The following is a 16250-nucleotide window of genomic DNA, read 5'->3' as shown; positions in this document are numbered from 1 at the left end:
ATGAAAGTCGGCGTTATCATGGGAGGAATCTCATCTGAACGGCAAGTGTCGCTTATGACAGGGAAGGAAATCATGGCTCATCTGGGTGAGAAATACGAAGCTGTACCGATAGAACTGAACTCGAAAGAAGAGCTGGTCGAAAAAGTCAAGGCGGTCGATATCGCCGTGCTGGCGCTGCACGGCAAATACGGCGAGGATGGAACGGTCCAAGGGACGCTGGAGACGCTCGGCATTCCTTATACTGGCGGGGGTGTCTTAGCCAGCAGCTTGTGCATGGATAAGGAGTTATCGAAGAAAATCATCCGCTTCGAGGGTATCGCGACGCCGGACTGGATGCTGATTACGTCGCTTGATGAGCTGGACACCGCGGAAGTCGGCAACCGGCTCGGCTACCCGGTCGTCGTGAAGCCGAATACGGGTGGATCCAGCATCGGCGTTCAGATTGTCGAACGTGCGGACAGTCTGCGTCAAGCGGTGGCGGATGCGCTGCAGTGGGATCGGGAAGTGCTGCTGGAGCAATATATTGGCGGCGACGAAATTACGTGTGCCGTACTGAACGGAACGATACTGCCGATCGTGACTATCCGGGCCAATGCGCATTTCTTCGATTATTCGTCCAAGTATGATGACGGAGGGGCGGCAGAGGAAGTCGTCGAACTGCCTAAGTCTTACGATAACCAGGTTCGTGAAGCAGCCCTCCGAATTTATAAAGCGATGAAATGCAGCGTATATGCCCGTATCGATATGATGATCAAAGACGGGATTCCCTACGTATTGGAAGTGAACACGCTGCCGGGATTGACGAAGAACAGCTTGCTGCCGAAGAGCGCCCAAGCGGCAGGCATTTCTTACAGCCAACTGCTGGATGAAATCATTGCGCACTCGTTGCGGGAAAGAGCACAAGAAGAAGCAGGTCTCCTCGGGCGATAACGCCTGGAGATCTGCTTCTTGTGTTAAGCCGATCTTATTTTAGATTCATGACGCGATATAGAACGAGTGCCGCTTGCGCCCGCGTGGACGTGCCCGCTGGCTCGAACTTGTTGCCGGTGGTTCCTTTAATAAAGCCTTTGCTTACGGCGAAGACAACAGCCGCTTTGGCGTCCTTCGAGATGACCGCTTCATCTTTGAAGCCGAGTGACGCGTCGAACTTTGACGGATCCGCCCCCAGCGTTTGCGCGAGCATAACGACCATTTGCTGGCGGGTCAGCGGATCGCGGGCGCCTGGTTCTTTAATCCGGTCTTCCCATGTCTTGCCGGTGTCCGTCAAACGATCGAGCAAGGTAGCGAATTCCGCCTGCGTTACCATATCGTTCGGCTTGAACGTACCCGTGCCGTCTTTGCCGCGCAACAGCTCGTGCGCCGCGATGACTTCGATCTCGTCCTTGGCCCAATGGGCAACGATATCAAGGAACGATCTCGCGTGCTCTGCAATCGTATACGTGCCGAATTGCGTTACTTTGAAGGTAACGGCCTTCTCATCTTTTGCTTTCGTCCCGGCCTGCTCATATTGCCAAGCGTCTTGCGCATCTTGGGCGTATGCGGCGGCCTTGCGAATATCCTGCAATGCTGCAGTGTCGAGCTTCAAAGTAATCTCCAATGCGGTATCTTTCATGTCCTTAGGCCCATGAATGGTCAGCTTTGGAGCTGTAAAGGTTGTCTTGCCCTGATCCTTGCTGAATCCTTTTTCCTTATGGTCAGCCAAGGATAGCACTAGTTCGAATCCATTGTTTCCGATAAGTCCGGCAATCGCCTTGTTCGGAATGGAGACGTCAAAATCAGCGGCGGACAGCAGCAAGTCCTTGCCGGAGTCGGACAGCGCCTGCGCAGCCGACTTCTCGAGCGTGAGGCTTACTTCACCGAATTTCTTCATTTGCACGTCGCTGAGATCGAGTCGCGCTTGCTTGGCGTCCTTGTCCTGAAGCTGCGCTTTCAATGCTGCGGCATCGATCTTGAGAACCGCGTACACCGTATCGCCCTTCTTCGTTTCGGTCAACGTTCCGGCCTTCAGTTTGCTGCCCGCTGCTGGAACTGCGGCCGCGAAGGCAGAGCTTCCCGAAGAAGATGTTGAAGGCGCGGTACCCGGCTTCGGATTCGGAACGGTCGGTTTGATTACCTTAATGGTCGCAGAGAGGAGCTCTTCAATCGGAATGGTCTCTTCGTTAACATTGAGCAGCTTCGCATCCGTCAGATTAAAGGTATACGTTCCTTCCTGGTTGCTAGAGAAGGTGATGCTTGCAATAGCACCGGCTCCTTCATAGGCGCCGCCAGTCAGACTGACGGTGTAATCTAATTTCTTCATGCCATTATCCAAGTCGCTTGTTTCTTGCTTGATGATTAGCGGCACATCAGGATGGTGCTTTTGCTGATAAGTAGCCAACACAACGCTTGGCTCTATTTTTTCCAGAGTCAGATTGCGGTCATAGGTCAGGCTGAACGAAGCCGAGTAGACAGCTTCCGGAACGGAGAAGTTGACCTTGACATCAAACGGTTCTCCTGTCAGCACTTCTGATTTGGCGCTTCCGACGTACACCTTGTCCTTGTTGTCAAACACGACGTGGTGTGCAGGGGCAAGCACCCCGTTAGAGGCTGCGTCATAAACAAAAATAGCCCAGTTGTTCATGCCCGGATTCAAAGGCACGGAAATCATAAACGTCCCGTCATTATTAACGGTGCCGTTGTTCTGCTTCCCACTGCTTAGATGAATTGCCGCTACAAAAATATTGTTGCCTACAGGCTCATTAGGGAGTAAATCAATTAGCAAATCCTTCGTCACTTTTCCCGATATAATGCCCTGCCCTGGATTTACCTCATCGATTCGAACAGGATCCTCATCCATTACGGACTCAGGCGCTTGCCGATCGATGATGAACCATGATTTCTGTTTTTCCAGCTTGTTCTCTCCAATGACAGGAACAAGGTCATATTTTCCATCTGGCAGCGTGACGGATTGCCCGTCTTTTTTTACGGTTCCATTCCAATTCTGAATGCCATATATATCTGGATCGTGTATGTTACCGTAATCCTTGCTGACATAAACGTCTCCCATGTAATGGCCATATACACTGTCGGTGACAGAAATCGTGAAATCTTCGATTGACCTCGTCACGGCAAAGGTCATTTTAGTCCTCTGTTTGGGGGATTCTCCATTCGGAGAGAAGAACACTGGATCAGTCGTAATGTTTGTAATCGTATCGATTTCATATTTATCCCCGACATACAGGCTGACTGGAAGCCGAAGCACATGTCCTTGCGCCTCCGTTAAGATGATGGAGCCTTCATAGCTTCCATCGGGAACGTTTGCCGGCACCATCGCGTTAACGTCAAACGTGTTTTCTCCGTTCGGAGGCACTGTGACAGTGTCGGTGTCAGCACTTAATTTAAGTCCTTTATCGGTACCATTCCATTGGATCGAGATGCTGTAACTTTGATCTTCGTTAGCGATATCCTTAACTTTAATGCTCTTTGAATATTGATTGCCTGCTCCGACCAAACCGAAAGATACGCTTCCCGTTTCGTATTCGGACTCTTGCTTATTTTTTGTGGCTGTCGTTGTTGCCTTGGCCATTGCAATCGATTTTGCAGAGATGACGTTGTTCAAGTCGACCCGGCCTGCGCCCTGCTCCATTATCAAATAGGGAGCTTTATCGCGATCATACATTGGCACGGCATTATTCATCATCAGCGACTTGAGTTCGTTCGTTCTAATTCGGTGGTGATATTTCTCGAGCAGCAAAGCGGCGGCGCCTGCGATATGAGGAGCGGCCATGCTGGTGCCTTGCGAATCTTTGTAAGCATTTTCATAGTTGCCGTCCCAAGCGGGAACGGAAGAGCGGATGGCGACCCCCGGAGCGGAGATGTCTGGCTTTATTGTATAATCGGGGTAAACAGGGCCGCGGGAGCTAAAGTCAGCCAACAGATCCTGCTCTTCAATCGTAGAGAAAGTGACAGTAGTTACTCCGCGTTCAATATTGCCCTTGAGCATTAAGCCGGCAGCTTTAGAGAGTGAGTAGGTAGGGATATACTCGCCGAGGTCTCCGAGTGTCGCCTTGAGTTCCCCATCTACATTGTTGAAAATAATGAGTGCGGCTGCGCCGGCCTGCGCCGCGTTGACCGCTTTGTCTCCGAAAGACAGGCCAACCTCTTCGTCTCCGACAAGAATGGTACCGCCGCGCGAAACAAGCACTAGCTTGCCGGCAACGTCTTTGCCCTTATAGTCCTCGGCATCTCCGTAATTGGCATATACCATCTCGAACGATTTGCCTTGTTCGGTTATTTCTTTGGCGTTCTCGGCCAAATGTGCATAGACCCTTTGCAACCCGGGAGCATCGAACACAGGGGTAATCGTTGGAGGCGTGGAAGCGCCGACGGATATCGGAAGATGCGCTCCTCCGGGACTGCCGACGGTGCCGGACTTCGGACCTGCGTTCCCATTCGCCAAGACGACGGTTACGCCGGCGGCCACCGCATTGTTGACCGCAACCGAATCGGCCGTGTAAGCATTGTTGAAGTCTACGCCGAGCGACAGATTGATGACATCCAGATTTTCCTTTACTGCTGTATCTATCGCTGCCGTAATGTTATCAGTCGAGCCTCTGCCGTACGGCCCGAGCACGCGGTACACGTACAAGTCAGCGCCGGGAGCTACACCCTTGACCCAGCCGGTTGGACTGTTCGGGTCATCCGGATTGCCGCGTCCGGCGATCGTACCGGATACGTGCGTGCCATGCGTCGTGTGATATGGGGTTCCGTCCTTCAAAGGCAGCTTCGTCGAATCCGGCAAGGTTTCCATCGGAGTGGAGTCGTTGTCGACGAAATCCCAGCCTTCTATATACGCACCTTTCAAGCTCGGATGATTCATATCGATGCCTGTATCCAGCACGCCGATTTTAATGCCTCGGCCTGTAACGCCGATATCCCAGAGCTTGTTCGCGCCAATATGCGGAGCGCTGTCATCCATGAGCGGTCCGAACGGCAGTTCATCATTGATTGGAGGCGCACTGTATACCAAGTTCGGATAGATGGCTTTGACACCGGGGATTTCTGCCAACCGCTCTACTTCATTTGCGGGAATGCGCACCGAATATCCATTGAATGCCGTCGTGTATTCGTGGTTGAATTCAACATTCAGGCTGCTCTCGGCTTTCATTTTGAATGCGGCATGTTCCGAGCGGATTTTTTTCTCGTGATTGCCAGAGAACGGCACAATGCTGTTTTTTGTATTTGCCTCATGCAAGGCAATGGGATCCGTTTCCAATTCAACGATTACCGTCACGGGTTCATCGCTGTCGGATTGCGCGACAAAAATGTCGGCCTTGGAATGAAGCAAGGAAGGTGTGGAGAGAGAATTGATCCGGAGCTGTGGCGAAAGCGTGGACTTTACCTTCGGCGTCACTTGCTCCAGAGGCGGAGTCTCCTGTGCGTAGGTCATTGACGGGGCCGGGAACAGCATCCCGGCAACCATGGCGATGCTAATGAGTCCGGCTAATTTTTTACGTATCGTGTGGGTTCTCAAGCTGTAGCCTCCCTTCGGATATTTAGGCTGTGCTCTATCAACGGTCTATAATATGTAAACCCTGCACCCTCCTTTGCAAAATACTAGATTCCATATGTTACCATGGATTCATAGTCATCATTTTAATACACTGTCTGACCTTATCCATGAGGATTTTGTCCTAATGTTGAATGAGTAGATTTATGGTGAAAAGTGATGAATTACATAAAAATTTGTCTAATATTATCGTTAGCCTTGAACTTTTCTCGTGACTTACGATTTATTGCAATCAAATTCTTTTATGAAATTAGATATTGCGCTATAACGAGATTCTGTATAAAACATATAATTTTAACTTGAATCTTCCGAATCAAGATTGCAGCGCTCATCCGCCAATCTTCTTTTCATGAAGAGATAGTGCAGACTGGAAAATGTACAGTCAAATGGCTCATTTCAACTGGATAATCACATTCCGCTGGAAAACTTCCAATCAAATCTCGCTTTTATCTCACACTCCAGCTGTTTATATGGATTCTGCTGTACCATTTCCAATGAAATGGCCCGTTTGAGGTCTCTGACCACCCAATCATTGGATGAAATCCAATGGATGACGAGCGGACCCCCTCAAAATGAATATCCACCCGGAGATGTGATAGGTCGAGATCGCGCAACTCCAAAAGGAGACAAGACAAGTCTTGTCACGATGAAATCATTCAAGGCGAATCACTAGGAGGCTTGGCCGACTCCTCCTTTGTCTCACCACCTTCTCATTTGATTGACATTGACGCAGCGGAAGACTATATATTTTAATTGATTACATATGTAGTGAACCAACAACAGACATCGAAGGGGACCGGAAGCATGATACGCAAATTAACGCCAGCAGAGATGAAGGCACTATTAGATTCAATAAACAGGGAACAGCATTTTCTATACTATTCATACCTAACATCCCGCAAGCAGAATGCGGTGCACTACGGGCAGTTTACCGGCTGGGGCGAGTTGCTCGGAGTATTGGCTTATTTAAGAGGACTACCGTTTCATGCCTTTTCTGTATATCCCGTACAAGCGTCATTTCACATCCGTCCGTTGTTATCGTTCATGAAGCAACAGCTGCAGTTGCCTGACGATGCCGTCGGGAGCTTCATTATTAATGAGGAGGAAATGGCGCTCCTCGCTTCACAGCTCGAATTCCTCAAGCCGCCCAAAGAACTGCTTCTAATGAAGCATGTCCATCAGGAGGCGTTGCCGCAGGAGGACGAGCGCGTCGTGCATTTGGGACCGTCCCATTTTGACCAGATTGAGTCGAAAATGGCCGAACTGCAGACGATGGCCTTTACGAGAGAAGAACTGAGGCATCCGTTCTATGGCGTGTTGGAACACCGGGGTCTGATCGCAGTAGGAGGCTATCATATTTACAATGATGATTATGTTGAGCTAGGGAATATTGGAACGGACGTCTCATGGAGAAGGCAAGGCTTCGGCAAAAGGGTATGTGCGGAGCTGACACGTAAGGGGAGAGAGGTTGCGCCGCATGTTTATTTGAATGTAATGGAGGATAATGAAGGCGCGGTTCGTCTATATGAATCGCTCGGTTACGAACCCGTTTGCCAACAGTACATTGCTGAATTCACTGTTGGCAGCTGAGCTCTTTCTCGGGCCACTACGCGTAATAACCATTTCAGTTACCGGGCGTCATACGAGATACATAATAACAATCCTTGTTATACATACTATAACTTGACACTCAATTAGACATCTTTACATGAATGGAGCGATCTGAAAATGGACAATTCTCACGATAAAGCTACAAAAGCGGAAGTGCAGTCGACCAAACTCAATAAAATGCCGGTTGTTAACAATGAAGACACCGAATTTGCCTCTGACATGGCAGATACTCAACATCAGGAAGCCAATCGCTCAACAGAGGCGGAAGAAAAATAGTACATCTTATGGAAGATAAGAAAGCTTGGCTAATGCCAGGCTTTTTCTAATTCCTTTGGGTGGATAGGCATTCATAGATCCATTCCTTTTAGATGAAATTATAGTTGAAGCAATAATGTAACAAAGCCTTCATTTTGTACAATTCAGCTTCCCACTCGGGGTGTTGTCGGATCACATAGTGGGTCCGGAACGGCCCCGGACTGGGCTAGTTTAATTAAGTAATAGCACTCTTCCCGTGCCATATGATCAGGGATGAGTGGACTGATGATATCGAGTGTTTCCGAGTTCAACCCCATCTCCTCCAGCTCCAACAGAAATTTCGTGAATAATTTGATTTCCAGGTTCACATCCGAATGGAACCGCCGCAGCGCCGGAAATAATTTTAACTGCGTGCGCATGTATCCGACCATTTCCACCGCCTTCAAATAAAAGTCATTAAAGTGCCTTTCGAACTCTGTGCTCTTCTCGATCAGCCGTTTCTCGACGGCATCCAAATTCGACGCAATGGCAGCTGCATGCCCCGCTGCATCTGAGAGCCATACCAAATCGTAATGAAGCGAATCGAATTGGGGAACAGCATGGCCGGACAGGAGAGCGTTTAAAATAAGCACATATTCATCGAGCTCATTCACCATGTGATTGAAAAAAGTCGGTGGCAGATGAACCGCGACTTGATTCAGCAGCAGCTTTCGCTGCAAGTCCAGCTTGAAGGAACGCAGTTGCAAAGTAAGGGGATAAGCTTGCTTCGCAATATTGTCGAGACTTGCTTCTGCGGCCTGTTTTTTTGACTGTTCCAGCAGTGTATCGAAGCTTCGAATGAAATATTGGGCCGTCTGGATATCCTTCGTTTCTCGGGGTGATAGCGCATTGAAGATGAACCGCGCATGGTCACCCAAGATTTGAAGCCAGAACCGATGCTCGAACAAGGCAGATGAAATGCGATTGTCACTCATGATTCGCTTCCCCCCTCGTCATATCCATGGTCTTGAAAAAACATGAAATAATAACGTTGCATAACACAACGTATTCGGTAATATAAGAATATATGCGGGGGACAACTGTCCTTGCTGGATTGAATTTGCGACGTAAGACCACTTGAAAACTGTATACAAGACTGATAGTGTGATAAATTAGAGTGTGTAGTGATTTAGCGTATGTGCATGTTGGAATGGAGGAACGGATAATGGAAGAGAATATAGAACGCCAATTTGAGGAACAGAAGAAGTTGTTTAAACAACTGGACGTTGAGTTGGATGCGTTGACGATTCATCAGAAGGATTTTGCAACTAAATTCCGTGGATATGATCCTGATGAAGTGGATACGTTTTTGGACACAGTAATTAAGGATTACGGGCAATTTTTTGTCATTATAAATGATTTATTGAACCAATATGAAAAAGTGCAGCATCAAGCACGTGCCAATTATGAAGCGCTCCAGCATAAAAAGGTGGAGGAGGTTGAATTCAACCCTCCCGCAGAGAAGCTGCCGGAAATTGACAAGAAATTTATCGAAGACGTTGTGAAACAGCTAGAGCATAACATAGATGAGCTGAAATATCGGATTCAGGTCGGATTCGATAGCGAGCGAGATTAACCTAACCGCATATATTATACGGTCCAATTGGATGGGCAGGCTAAGAGGAAAATGGCAGGTCACGGATTCATTACATTCCGTTATACTTAAAACAATGATTTGCTCATCATAATGAAATGTTAGGTGAATCGTATGAATGCATCCGTATTGATCCTCGTTGCTTGCGCGGTCATTCTCGTTGCTGTCATCGCCACAATCGTTGTCGGCAATTCGAAAGAGAACCGGGAAGGCAACCCTACGTACGACCAGAAGACGAAAAATATATTCGTCCGGCTGTCCGTCTACTACACAATAGCCGGCCTCATATGTCTAGCGCTGTTCTTGGCGCTCGTCTTCAATTAATATCGCAATGAGAACCGCCGTTACGAAATAGTAACGGCGGTTCTTTGTCGTAATTTTATGGATGCTCTGTCAAAGATCGTAGGGCCGAAGCAAATCTAGCAATGCCACGTTCGATATCCTCGGCATAGGGCCTAGCAAAATTCATGCGGACATAGCCTGACGCGGAACCAAAGACACAACCGGGAACGAACGCGACTCCTCGCTTCATTGCTTCATCTCGCAGTTTGGCCTCGTTGACAGGGCTGTTCAGCTTCATCCAGAGATGAAATCCGCCCTGTGGCAGATGAAAGTCGACTGCTCCGGGCAGTTCCCGGCGAAGCGCACGCACCATTAAATCCCGCTTCAGCTGCAGCACGTCCCGAACTTTGTCTACATGCTTCCAGAAATAATCCGAATCGATGAAGTGAGCTGCGATCTTCTGCGGTACAATGCTATGTCCATAATCCATCTGCTGTCTCGCATCAGATAGCCGATCTACGATGGACTGCGGTGCAACCAGCCAGCCGATGCGCAGTCCGGAAGCGGCCACCTTGGACATCGTGCCGATATAGATGACAATTCCGCTCCCATCCATTGATTTCAGCGATGCCGGAGGAAGGGTTCCGAAGCCGTTCAGTCCAAAAGCATCGTCCTCCACAATCGGAATGCCGAACCGCTCCGCGAGTGATAGCAAAGTGACGCGTCTTGAATGTTCGAGCACCGTTCCGGTCGGATTGTGATGATTGGGATTTACAAAAATCATCTTCAATCGATGCTTGCGGTCCAAATCTACAATCGCCTCAGGAATGACACCGTGCTCATCTACGGGCAGACCGAACACCTTCAGACCGGCAGAACGGAATATAGGCAGCGAATAGCAATAAGAAGGATCTTCAATGGCAATCGAGTCACCGGGACTTAAGAGACATTGCGTGATTAAGTATAACGATTGTTGGGAACCGGAAGTGATAAGAACGGAAGACGGGGTTGCCTGAATGCCCCGAGACCGACTCAAGTGTGAGGCGACAATCTCACGCAGCGGTCCGTAGCCGTATGGATCGCAGTAACCCAAATAATCATCGAACGAATGGTCGCGCAGGATCGCCCGAATCTCTTCCTGCGGCAGCATATCTGCACCCATTTCTCCACTGGCAACGTCGATAATCGCGTCAGAGCGCCGCAGTTCATCGCGTATTCGACGAATGAACGGCGGACTCGGCGGCAGCATTCCTCCATCGATATACTCCCTCCAGTTCGGTGTGCGCTTGGCATCGATGTTCCACGAGTTCGAGCGGACACGCGTTCCGCTGCCTCGGACTCGCTCGATGAGACCGGCTGCCCGCAACTCATCATATGCTTGCACAACTGTACTGCGGTTCACATCCAATTGCTCGGCCAGCTTCCTTTCCGAAGGCAACATGCTGTCTGGAGGCAGCTCACCGTATGTGATTCGTTGTTCAATCCACTCCATGATTTGGCGATAGAGCGGTACATCACTATGACGGTTCAAATTCCACATCATAACACGCCCCGCTTCAGGTTAGATTTGACAGTTGCTATGTACGCATCACATTATAGCAAGTAGACTTGGCAGAATATTGCTGCAAATCCGTCATTTCTGTGACAACGATCACACTGAAAACAACCAAAAGCAACTGCATTTTGGTCTTTCGACGAAGAAGCTTGCAAATTCATGAGAGATCGATTAAGGTAATGACAGTGTCTAGTACTTATTAGTCAACGAAAGAACTTCATAGTTCTAAGGATGGTGTATGACAACGTGGAAGAAATATTATCCGAGAAGAAGAAACATATATTATTGTCGGCCATGAAGCTGTTTGCAACGAAAGGGTACGTCCAGACTACGATGCAGGAGGTAGCCCAATTTTGCAAAATGTCAAAAGGGAGCGTATATCAGCATTACACCTCAAAGGAAGAATTGCTGTTCAGCATTTTCAAGTATTACTTTAAGCTAATCAATGACCAATTACAACTTGTTATGCGTGAGCAGAGCCTGTCTCCGCGCGAACGATTGGTGAAACAGATCGAAGTGATTTTCACCTTGTCGCAACAATATCCGGAGTTCCTAACGATGCAGATGAGGGAGAACGCCAGTTTTTCCAATAAAGACATTGAGCAATTCATCGAAAAGGCAAACGCGGCACATCTTCAGATGTTCACGGATAATATCAATAGTATTTATGGCGAATCATTTGCTCCTTACTCGCTCGAAATGGCACTGCTTCTGAGCAGTATGATTTCGACATACAACAGCATCATGCTGTTGGAGAAAGTATCGTTATCGATCGAAATGCTGAGTGACTACATTGTACGGATGGTGGACTACGCCGCTGAAGGACTAATTCAGGAACGGCCTGAGCCGCTGCTCAGTCAGGAGGTGTGGCCGCGCATGGAGCTTATAGCTTCCAGCGAGCACAGCAAATCGATTCATCCACTCGTCCTCGTCAAGCAAGTACGGGAGCAACTTACACGCTTGACACTCCCTGCCAAGTCGATGCAGGATGCATTGGACTCCGTCGCTATCTTAGAAAAGGAACTGATGGAAGTGCAGCCGCGCAGAGTCATCCTGCTCGGCATGATTGCCAACTTACGGGGAATCGAAGAGATCGGAGAGGAGCTGAACGGCATGGCGAAGGCGTTGGCGCAATCTCTGGAGCATATGAGCATCACTCCGATTTCAGGAGGAGAAGCATAATGAGACAAGCACTGGATTCTCACATACAACAGGCGGTTGCACATAAGAAATTTGGCGGTTCCGCCCTCGTGGCGAAGGAGGGGGAGATCATGCTTCGGTGCGGCTATGGGATGGCAAATATAGAGCTAGAGGTGCCCAATACGCCGGAGATGAAGTTCCGCATCGGTTCCATTACGAAGCCATTTACCGCAACAGCGATTATGCAATACGCAGCGGGCACAAGATGATTTTCCATCATGGAGGAATCAATGGATTTACTTCATCTCTAATAAGAATCCCGGATGTCAAGGTTACTGTTATCGTACTGGGCAACATCGTCTCGATGGCAACCTCCAAGCTTGCCAATGAATGTGCAGCTATGGTGACGAGTTGACCGGAAAAGAAAAAAATCAGACGCTATGTCTGATCAGCCTGTTGAGTTATGGAATTCCGCGCTCAGATTAAACCTGCGGAAACCGGAATGACCTTCATGAAGGTTGATCAGGCTGGTGTTTACAGGCTTTTTGTCAACATCATGTCTCCGGAAGGCGATTTGGCTCAAAGCGCTTCTTAGATTTGATTTAAAGATTAGCATATTTGCCGGCACTTTTTCATTCGTAACGCAGACCATTTGAAAGATCGTCTAGACCGTCCCAGTCCAAAACGATTATTTTTTTCTTTTCTTTTTTGAGTATACCTTCTGCTTGAAAATATAAACCGTCCAGCGCATCTCCTTCTCTCAAAATGATTTCTTTACGTTCATAGATCCGATGTTTAATGGGATAGTATCTGATCGGGAAAATATTTCATCTATTTTAAGTCGTGATAAAAAACGTTGACCGATAGCTTGATCTTGTGAGGTCTTCATCGTCTTCACCTTTTTCGGACATATGTCCTTTTAATCATACAGGAAGCTGTTATGATTAGTAAAAGGAAGGTGGACAATGACATGAAATTTGTATTTGATTTAGATGGGACGATTTGTTTTGAAGGGAAGCCCTTGGTTTGTGTCGAGGACCATCCCGAGCTATTCCGGTTGGCGACAGATCGGGTGGTTAGTGATGATCAGCGGGTCACCCATAAAATATTGGATTTGCTGAATGAATTAAGGTGATGACTCGGTCTAAAATAGCATTTTTTCACTCTCGGCGTGTGGGAACGCCGGGGGTTATTCTTTTGGAGGATTAATCATTGACCATGGAAAGTAATTATATGATGAATAATTTGGTGAAAGTGAAATCGAAACGCCTTTTAACCGATGAAACTATTATGAGAAATAATAGAAAAAAGAGAGGGAACCAGATTGGAAAACGAGGACAGGCAATCGGCTTACCGTCGGGAATCCGGAAGGCAGAACATTGAGATTGAAAAGAGAATTTATAGTGGAGGGCGACAATGAAACGATTGATGGCAGCGCTGTTAAGCCTTATGTTAATCCTCACGTCTCATTCAGGTTTAGTGCAAGCCAAGGGGAATGACATAAGTGCCGTTAGCGAACAGGAATATACACGTATCGGCGAGGATTACGACATTCTTGATGGGAATATACTTCTGTCAAAAAAAGACGGAACCATATGGTATTGGGATATCTTCGGTTATCCTCTTCATGCTTCCGATCCATTCTATAAAGCCAGGCTGAAGCAAATTCCGGGCTTGCAGGATGTGAAACAGTTCTCGTTCGAGGGCAGGGACGGGGAAAGTCGATTTATGACGAACTATGCTGCGCTAAAAAAAGACGGAACCGTATGGTATTGGGATTCTAGGAACAACACCTATCTTATAGATAGTTCTAGGACTACTCCGAAGCCTATCAAAGATTTGAATCACGTAACTTCACTCGTCGCCGATTATTCCAGCAACTACCAAAAATTTAAGACCTTGTATGTATTAAAATCAGACGGTTCGGTTTGGTGTTGGGTAGGTCGATTAGGAAAAGCTTCGTCGACGGCTCAATACAAGCTGCTTGATGATGTCGTATCCATAAAATCTGCGGACAGACACGTATACGCGGTTAAAAAAGACGGTTCGGTATGGCAATGGGAGGCATACATGTACTGGCCGCAAAACCAATTTAATAACGAAGGTCCAAAGCAGATCAAAGGGCTTGTAGATATCGTCAACATAGAGATGGGCGGTTTGACAAACTATGCCTATAAGAAAGATGGCACGGTCTGGTCTTGGCCAATGTATGAACCCGAAAGTATACCTGTCCAATTACATAAAGCAACAGGCGTGCGAGGTATTGTTCAATTTAGCTCACAGCCGACAGATTCGAATATCGATACTACTTATGCTTTGCGAAAGGACGATAAGCTCTGGTCAATAGACAACGGTAAAGTGTTCCCCGGGCTTACGGATATCGCTTCCGTATACCATAAGGACAAGGGTAGACATATGGGGAAATATATATTTAAAAATTATGTATTGAAAAAGGATCAGACCTTGTGGGCGTGGGAAGATAGTGTTTCTGCCTTGCCGAAGCTTGTTGTGTTCACGAAAGAATCGGCATCTGGCAATCGCTCTGGGACAGGAAACAAATCAACTGACGATTATTCAGGGACAGCAGACAAACCAACTGGCGATCATTCTGGGACAGTAAACAAATCGACGGGTGATCGTCCTGAGACAAAAACTCAACCTGTGATACGGACTTCACCGGAAGTCAGCCTTTATCCGTTTATCACGATGCTGCAGCCTGGCGGACAACAGTCCATTGCCGCAAACAATGTGCTTCCCGGAACCAAAATAACGTATACCATTGACGATCCGAGCATAGGAACCATAGCGAATGTGAATGGCATACCGGTCATAACAGCGAATAAATCCGGACAAACCATTGTACGGGCCACGACAACCAGAGCCGGTTTTCCGGATGAGACGACTTACTTATTGTTGTATGTCGTGGACGGCAGCATGGTGTCCGATACGTATTTCAATGCCGTCCGGTCTATTCCTGACACTGACAAGCAGAATTCGGTTATCGTGGAAGGTCTGACGCAAGCAGGAGAGCTTGTGATCACAGCCGCAAGCAGCGAGAAGCCGACTCCTGTTAACGGTCAGCTTGTCATAACGCCCGAGTTAATTGACCGACTAGCAGGCAATGCGTCAAAGGCGAAGTCAGCGGTAAAGCAGGCGCTGTCAGAAAATAAGATTGTTCCTGCGAGAGAGCTGATCGTGAATGCGGAAATATTGTCTTTGCCTGCACAGAATGAATATAGATACAAGCTGGATAAGAATGGCTTAGTCGGCCGGAAGGATATTGACTATATTACCGTTTATGCAGGGGATGCGAAACTCGTATTCAATGTTGCGACCGCAGAGCGCCTGTTCCATTCGCAATCGGTTATCGTCATTCATCTGGTGAAAGAGAATAACGCCGGATATCGCATACAATTTTTAGATGAACAAGGGCAGGAGCTTTCAGGTGTATCAAGCAACATCCAGCTCATTTTGCCTGCGAATGATGCAGACGCAGTACATAGCAGTATGTTCTATGTTAATGGGAAAATAAAACAGCCGATCGGCGGGAAGTACAATCCGTCCAAAAACGGCATGGAAGCGGAAATCAACCGATCCGGAACGTATCTCGTGGACGATAATTCGAAATCATTCCCTGATATTGACGACCGAGATCCAGAATTAAAGCAAGCGGTACAATTTCTAGGCTCCAAAGGAATCGTTACCGGAAAAGACAAAGGCAATTTTGAGCCCGATTCCCTGCTCACCCGTGCAGAGTTCACGGCCATGCTGGTCAGAGCGTTTAACGTTATGGATGAAACGGCGAAGGAAAGCTTTTCGGACGTGCATCCGCCGCAATGGCATCATCCATTTATCGCTTCTTCCGAAAAAAATCATATCGTCGAAGGTTATCCTGACGGCACATTTAAGCCGGATCGTACGATATCCCGGGAAGAAATGACCGCCATCGGCGCAAGATTCCTGCATGAGAGGAAGCATTATTATTACCCTTCGAATCCGGAGGATTACCTAAACCAATTCGTAGACAAAGAAACGATATCCAAGTGGGCCAAGCCAACGATGTCCTTGGCGGTGAAGCAGCGCTTGATCGATGTTCCCGCTGATAAGCGGATTAAAGCCCGCGAGGCTGTTACGCGCGGGGAAGCTGCCCGAATGCTGTACCGGCTTTATTTACAGCTTTGACCATCCAGGCCCGAAAAACAGCTTGCAGCGATCGCTTCCCGGTA

Annotated in this window: 13 protein-coding genes; 10 read left to right on the top strand and 3 right to left on the bottom strand. The window is 48.0% G+C overall.

Going from position 1 to position 16250, the window contains the following annotated elements; translation table 11 throughout:
• Positions 1-930: a D-alanine--D-alanine ligase gene (locus M3650_RS14870; protein ID WP_251576088.1), complete on the top strand. Its 930-nt coding sequence runs from the start codon at positions 1-3 to the stop codon at positions 928-930.
• A 34-nt stretch (positions 931-964) separates the two neighbouring features.
• Here M3650_RS14870 and M3650_RS14865 read toward each other — a convergent pair whose 3' ends face one another.
• Positions 965-5512 carry a S8 family serine peptidase gene (locus tag M3650_RS14865; RefSeq protein WP_251575856.1) on the bottom strand — a complete coding sequence of 1516 codons (4548 nt, stop codon included), beginning with the start codon at positions 5510-5512 and terminating at the stop codon, positions 965-967.
• Between the two features lie 840 nt (positions 5513-6352).
• Here M3650_RS14865 and M3650_RS14860 point away from each other — a divergent pair.
• Together M3650_RS14860 and M3650_RS14855 are read left to right on the top strand one after the other, a co-directional pair.
• Positions 6353-7138 carry a GNAT family N-acetyltransferase gene (locus M3650_RS14860; protein ID WP_251575854.1) on the top strand — a complete coding sequence of 262 codons (786 nt, stop codon included), beginning with the start codon at positions 6353-6355 and terminating at the stop codon, positions 7136-7138.
• 138 nt (positions 7139-7276) lie between these two features.
• Positions 7277-7435: a hypothetical protein gene (locus M3650_RS14855; RefSeq protein WP_019423962.1), complete on the top strand. Its 159-nt coding sequence runs from the start codon at positions 7277-7279 to the stop codon at positions 7433-7435.
• 143 nt (positions 7436-7578) lie between these two features.
• Here the strand turns inward: M3650_RS14855 and M3650_RS14850 are convergent, their stop codons facing one another.
• The gene (locus tag M3650_RS14850; RefSeq protein ID WP_251575851.1) at positions 7579-8388 is read right to left on the bottom strand and encodes a DUF2935 domain-containing protein; all 810 of its coding nucleotides are present in this window, start codon (positions 8386-8388) and stop codon (positions 7579-7581) included.
• Positions 8389-8618: 230 nt separating this feature from the next.
• Between M3650_RS14850 and M3650_RS14845 the strand changes: the two genes are divergently transcribed.
• Entirely contained in the window at positions 8619-9029 is a 411-nt protein-coding gene (locus M3650_RS14845; protein ID WP_251575849.1) for a DivIVA domain-containing protein, read from the top strand.
• Positions 9030-9161: 132 nt separating this feature from the next.
• Positions 9162-9371 carry a hypothetical protein gene (locus M3650_RS14840; protein WP_019423965.1) on the top strand — a complete coding sequence of 70 codons (210 nt, stop codon included), beginning with the start codon at positions 9162-9164 and terminating at the stop codon, positions 9369-9371.
• A 55-nt stretch (positions 9372-9426) separates the two neighbouring features.
• On the opposite strand, the gene pdxR is transcribed toward M3650_RS14840, so the two are convergent.
• Entirely contained in the window at positions 9427-10872 is a 1446-nt protein-coding gene (gene pdxR / locus M3650_RS14835) for a MocR-like pyridoxine biosynthesis transcription factor PdxR (protein WP_251575847.1), read from the bottom strand.
• 258 nt (positions 10873-11130) lie between these two features.
• Here pdxR and M3650_RS14830 point away from each other — a divergent pair, with 258 nt between their 5' ends.
• The 5 genes from M3650_RS14830 to M3650_RS14810 all read left to right on the top strand — a co-directional run bounded on the left by M3650_RS14830 (position 11131) and on the right by M3650_RS14810 (position 16206).
• A complete protein-coding gene (locus tag M3650_RS14830; protein WP_233696799.1) occupies positions 11131-12066 on the top strand; it encodes a TetR/AcrR family transcriptional regulator in 936 nt (311 codons plus the stop codon).
• Positions 12066-12293 (top strand): serine hydrolase, encoded by a 228-nt coding sequence (locus M3650_RS14825; protein ID WP_251575845.1) that lies wholly within the window; start codon positions 12066-12068, stop codon positions 12291-12293. The genes M3650_RS14830 and M3650_RS14825 overlap by 1 nt, the downstream gene beginning before the upstream one ends.
• A complete protein-coding gene (locus M3650_RS14820; RefSeq protein WP_251575844.1) occupies positions 12290-12439 on the top strand; it encodes a hypothetical protein in 150 nt (49 codons plus the stop codon). Before M3650_RS14825 ends, M3650_RS14820 begins: the two co-directional genes overlap by 4 nt.
• A gap of 555 nt (positions 12440-12994) precedes the next feature.
• Entirely contained in the window at positions 12995-13159 is a 165-nt protein-coding gene (locus M3650_RS14815) for a hypothetical protein (RefSeq protein ID WP_251575842.1), read from the top strand.
• Between the two features lie 281 nt (positions 13160-13440).
• Positions 13441-16206 carry an S-layer homology domain-containing protein gene (locus tag M3650_RS14810; protein WP_251575840.1) on the top strand — a complete coding sequence of 922 codons (2766 nt, stop codon included), beginning with the start codon at positions 13441-13443 and terminating at the stop codon, positions 16204-16206.
• The last annotated feature ends 44 nt before the right edge of the window (positions 16207-16250 follow it).

The sequence above is a fragment of the Paenibacillus sp. MER TA 81-3 genome (genome assembly GCF_023713585.1).
Taxonomy (GTDB): domain Bacteria; phylum Bacillota; class Bacilli; order Paenibacillales; family Paenibacillaceae; genus Paenibacillus_B; species Paenibacillus_B profundus.
This window is presented reverse-complemented; position numbering and strand designations above follow the sequence as displayed.

Coding starts and splice junctions, on each gene's coding strand:
- M3650_RS14870 (WP_251576088.1), top strand. CDS start 1: ATGAAAGTCGGCGTTATCATGGGAGGAATCTCATCTGAACGGCAAGTG.
- M3650_RS14860 (WP_251575854.1), top strand. CDS start 6,353: ATGATACGCAAATTAACGCCAGCAGAGATGAAGGCACTATTAGATTCA.
- M3650_RS14855 (WP_019423962.1), top strand. CDS start 7,277: ATGGACAATTCTCACGATAAAGCTACAAAAGCGGAAGTGCAGTCGACC.
- M3650_RS14850 (WP_251575851.1), bottom strand. CDS start 8,388: ATGAGTGACAATCGCATTTCATCTGCCTTGTTCGAGCATCGGTTCTGG.
- M3650_RS14845 (WP_251575849.1), top strand. CDS start 8,619: ATGGAAGAGAATATAGAACGCCAATTTGAGGAACAGAAGAAGTTGTTT.
- M3650_RS14840 (WP_019423965.1), top strand. CDS start 9,162: ATGAATGCATCCGTATTGATCCTCGTTGCTTGCGCGGTCATTCTCGTT.
- pdxR (WP_251575847.1), bottom strand. CDS start 10,872: ATGATGTGGAATTTGAACCGTCATAGTGATGTACCGCTCTATCGCCAA.
- M3650_RS14825 (WP_251575845.1), top strand. CDS start 12,066: ATGAGACAAGCACTGGATTCTCACATACAACAGGCGGTTGCACATAAG.
- M3650_RS14820 (WP_251575844.1), top strand. CDS start 12,290: ATGATTTTCCATCATGGAGGAATCAATGGATTTACTTCATCTCTAATA.
- M3650_RS14815 (WP_251575842.1), top strand. CDS start 12,995: ATGAAATTTGTATTTGATTTAGATGGGACGATTTGTTTTGAAGGGAAG.
- M3650_RS14810 (WP_251575840.1), top strand. CDS start 13,441: ATGAAACGATTGATGGCAGCGCTGTTAAGCCTTATGTTAATCCTCACG.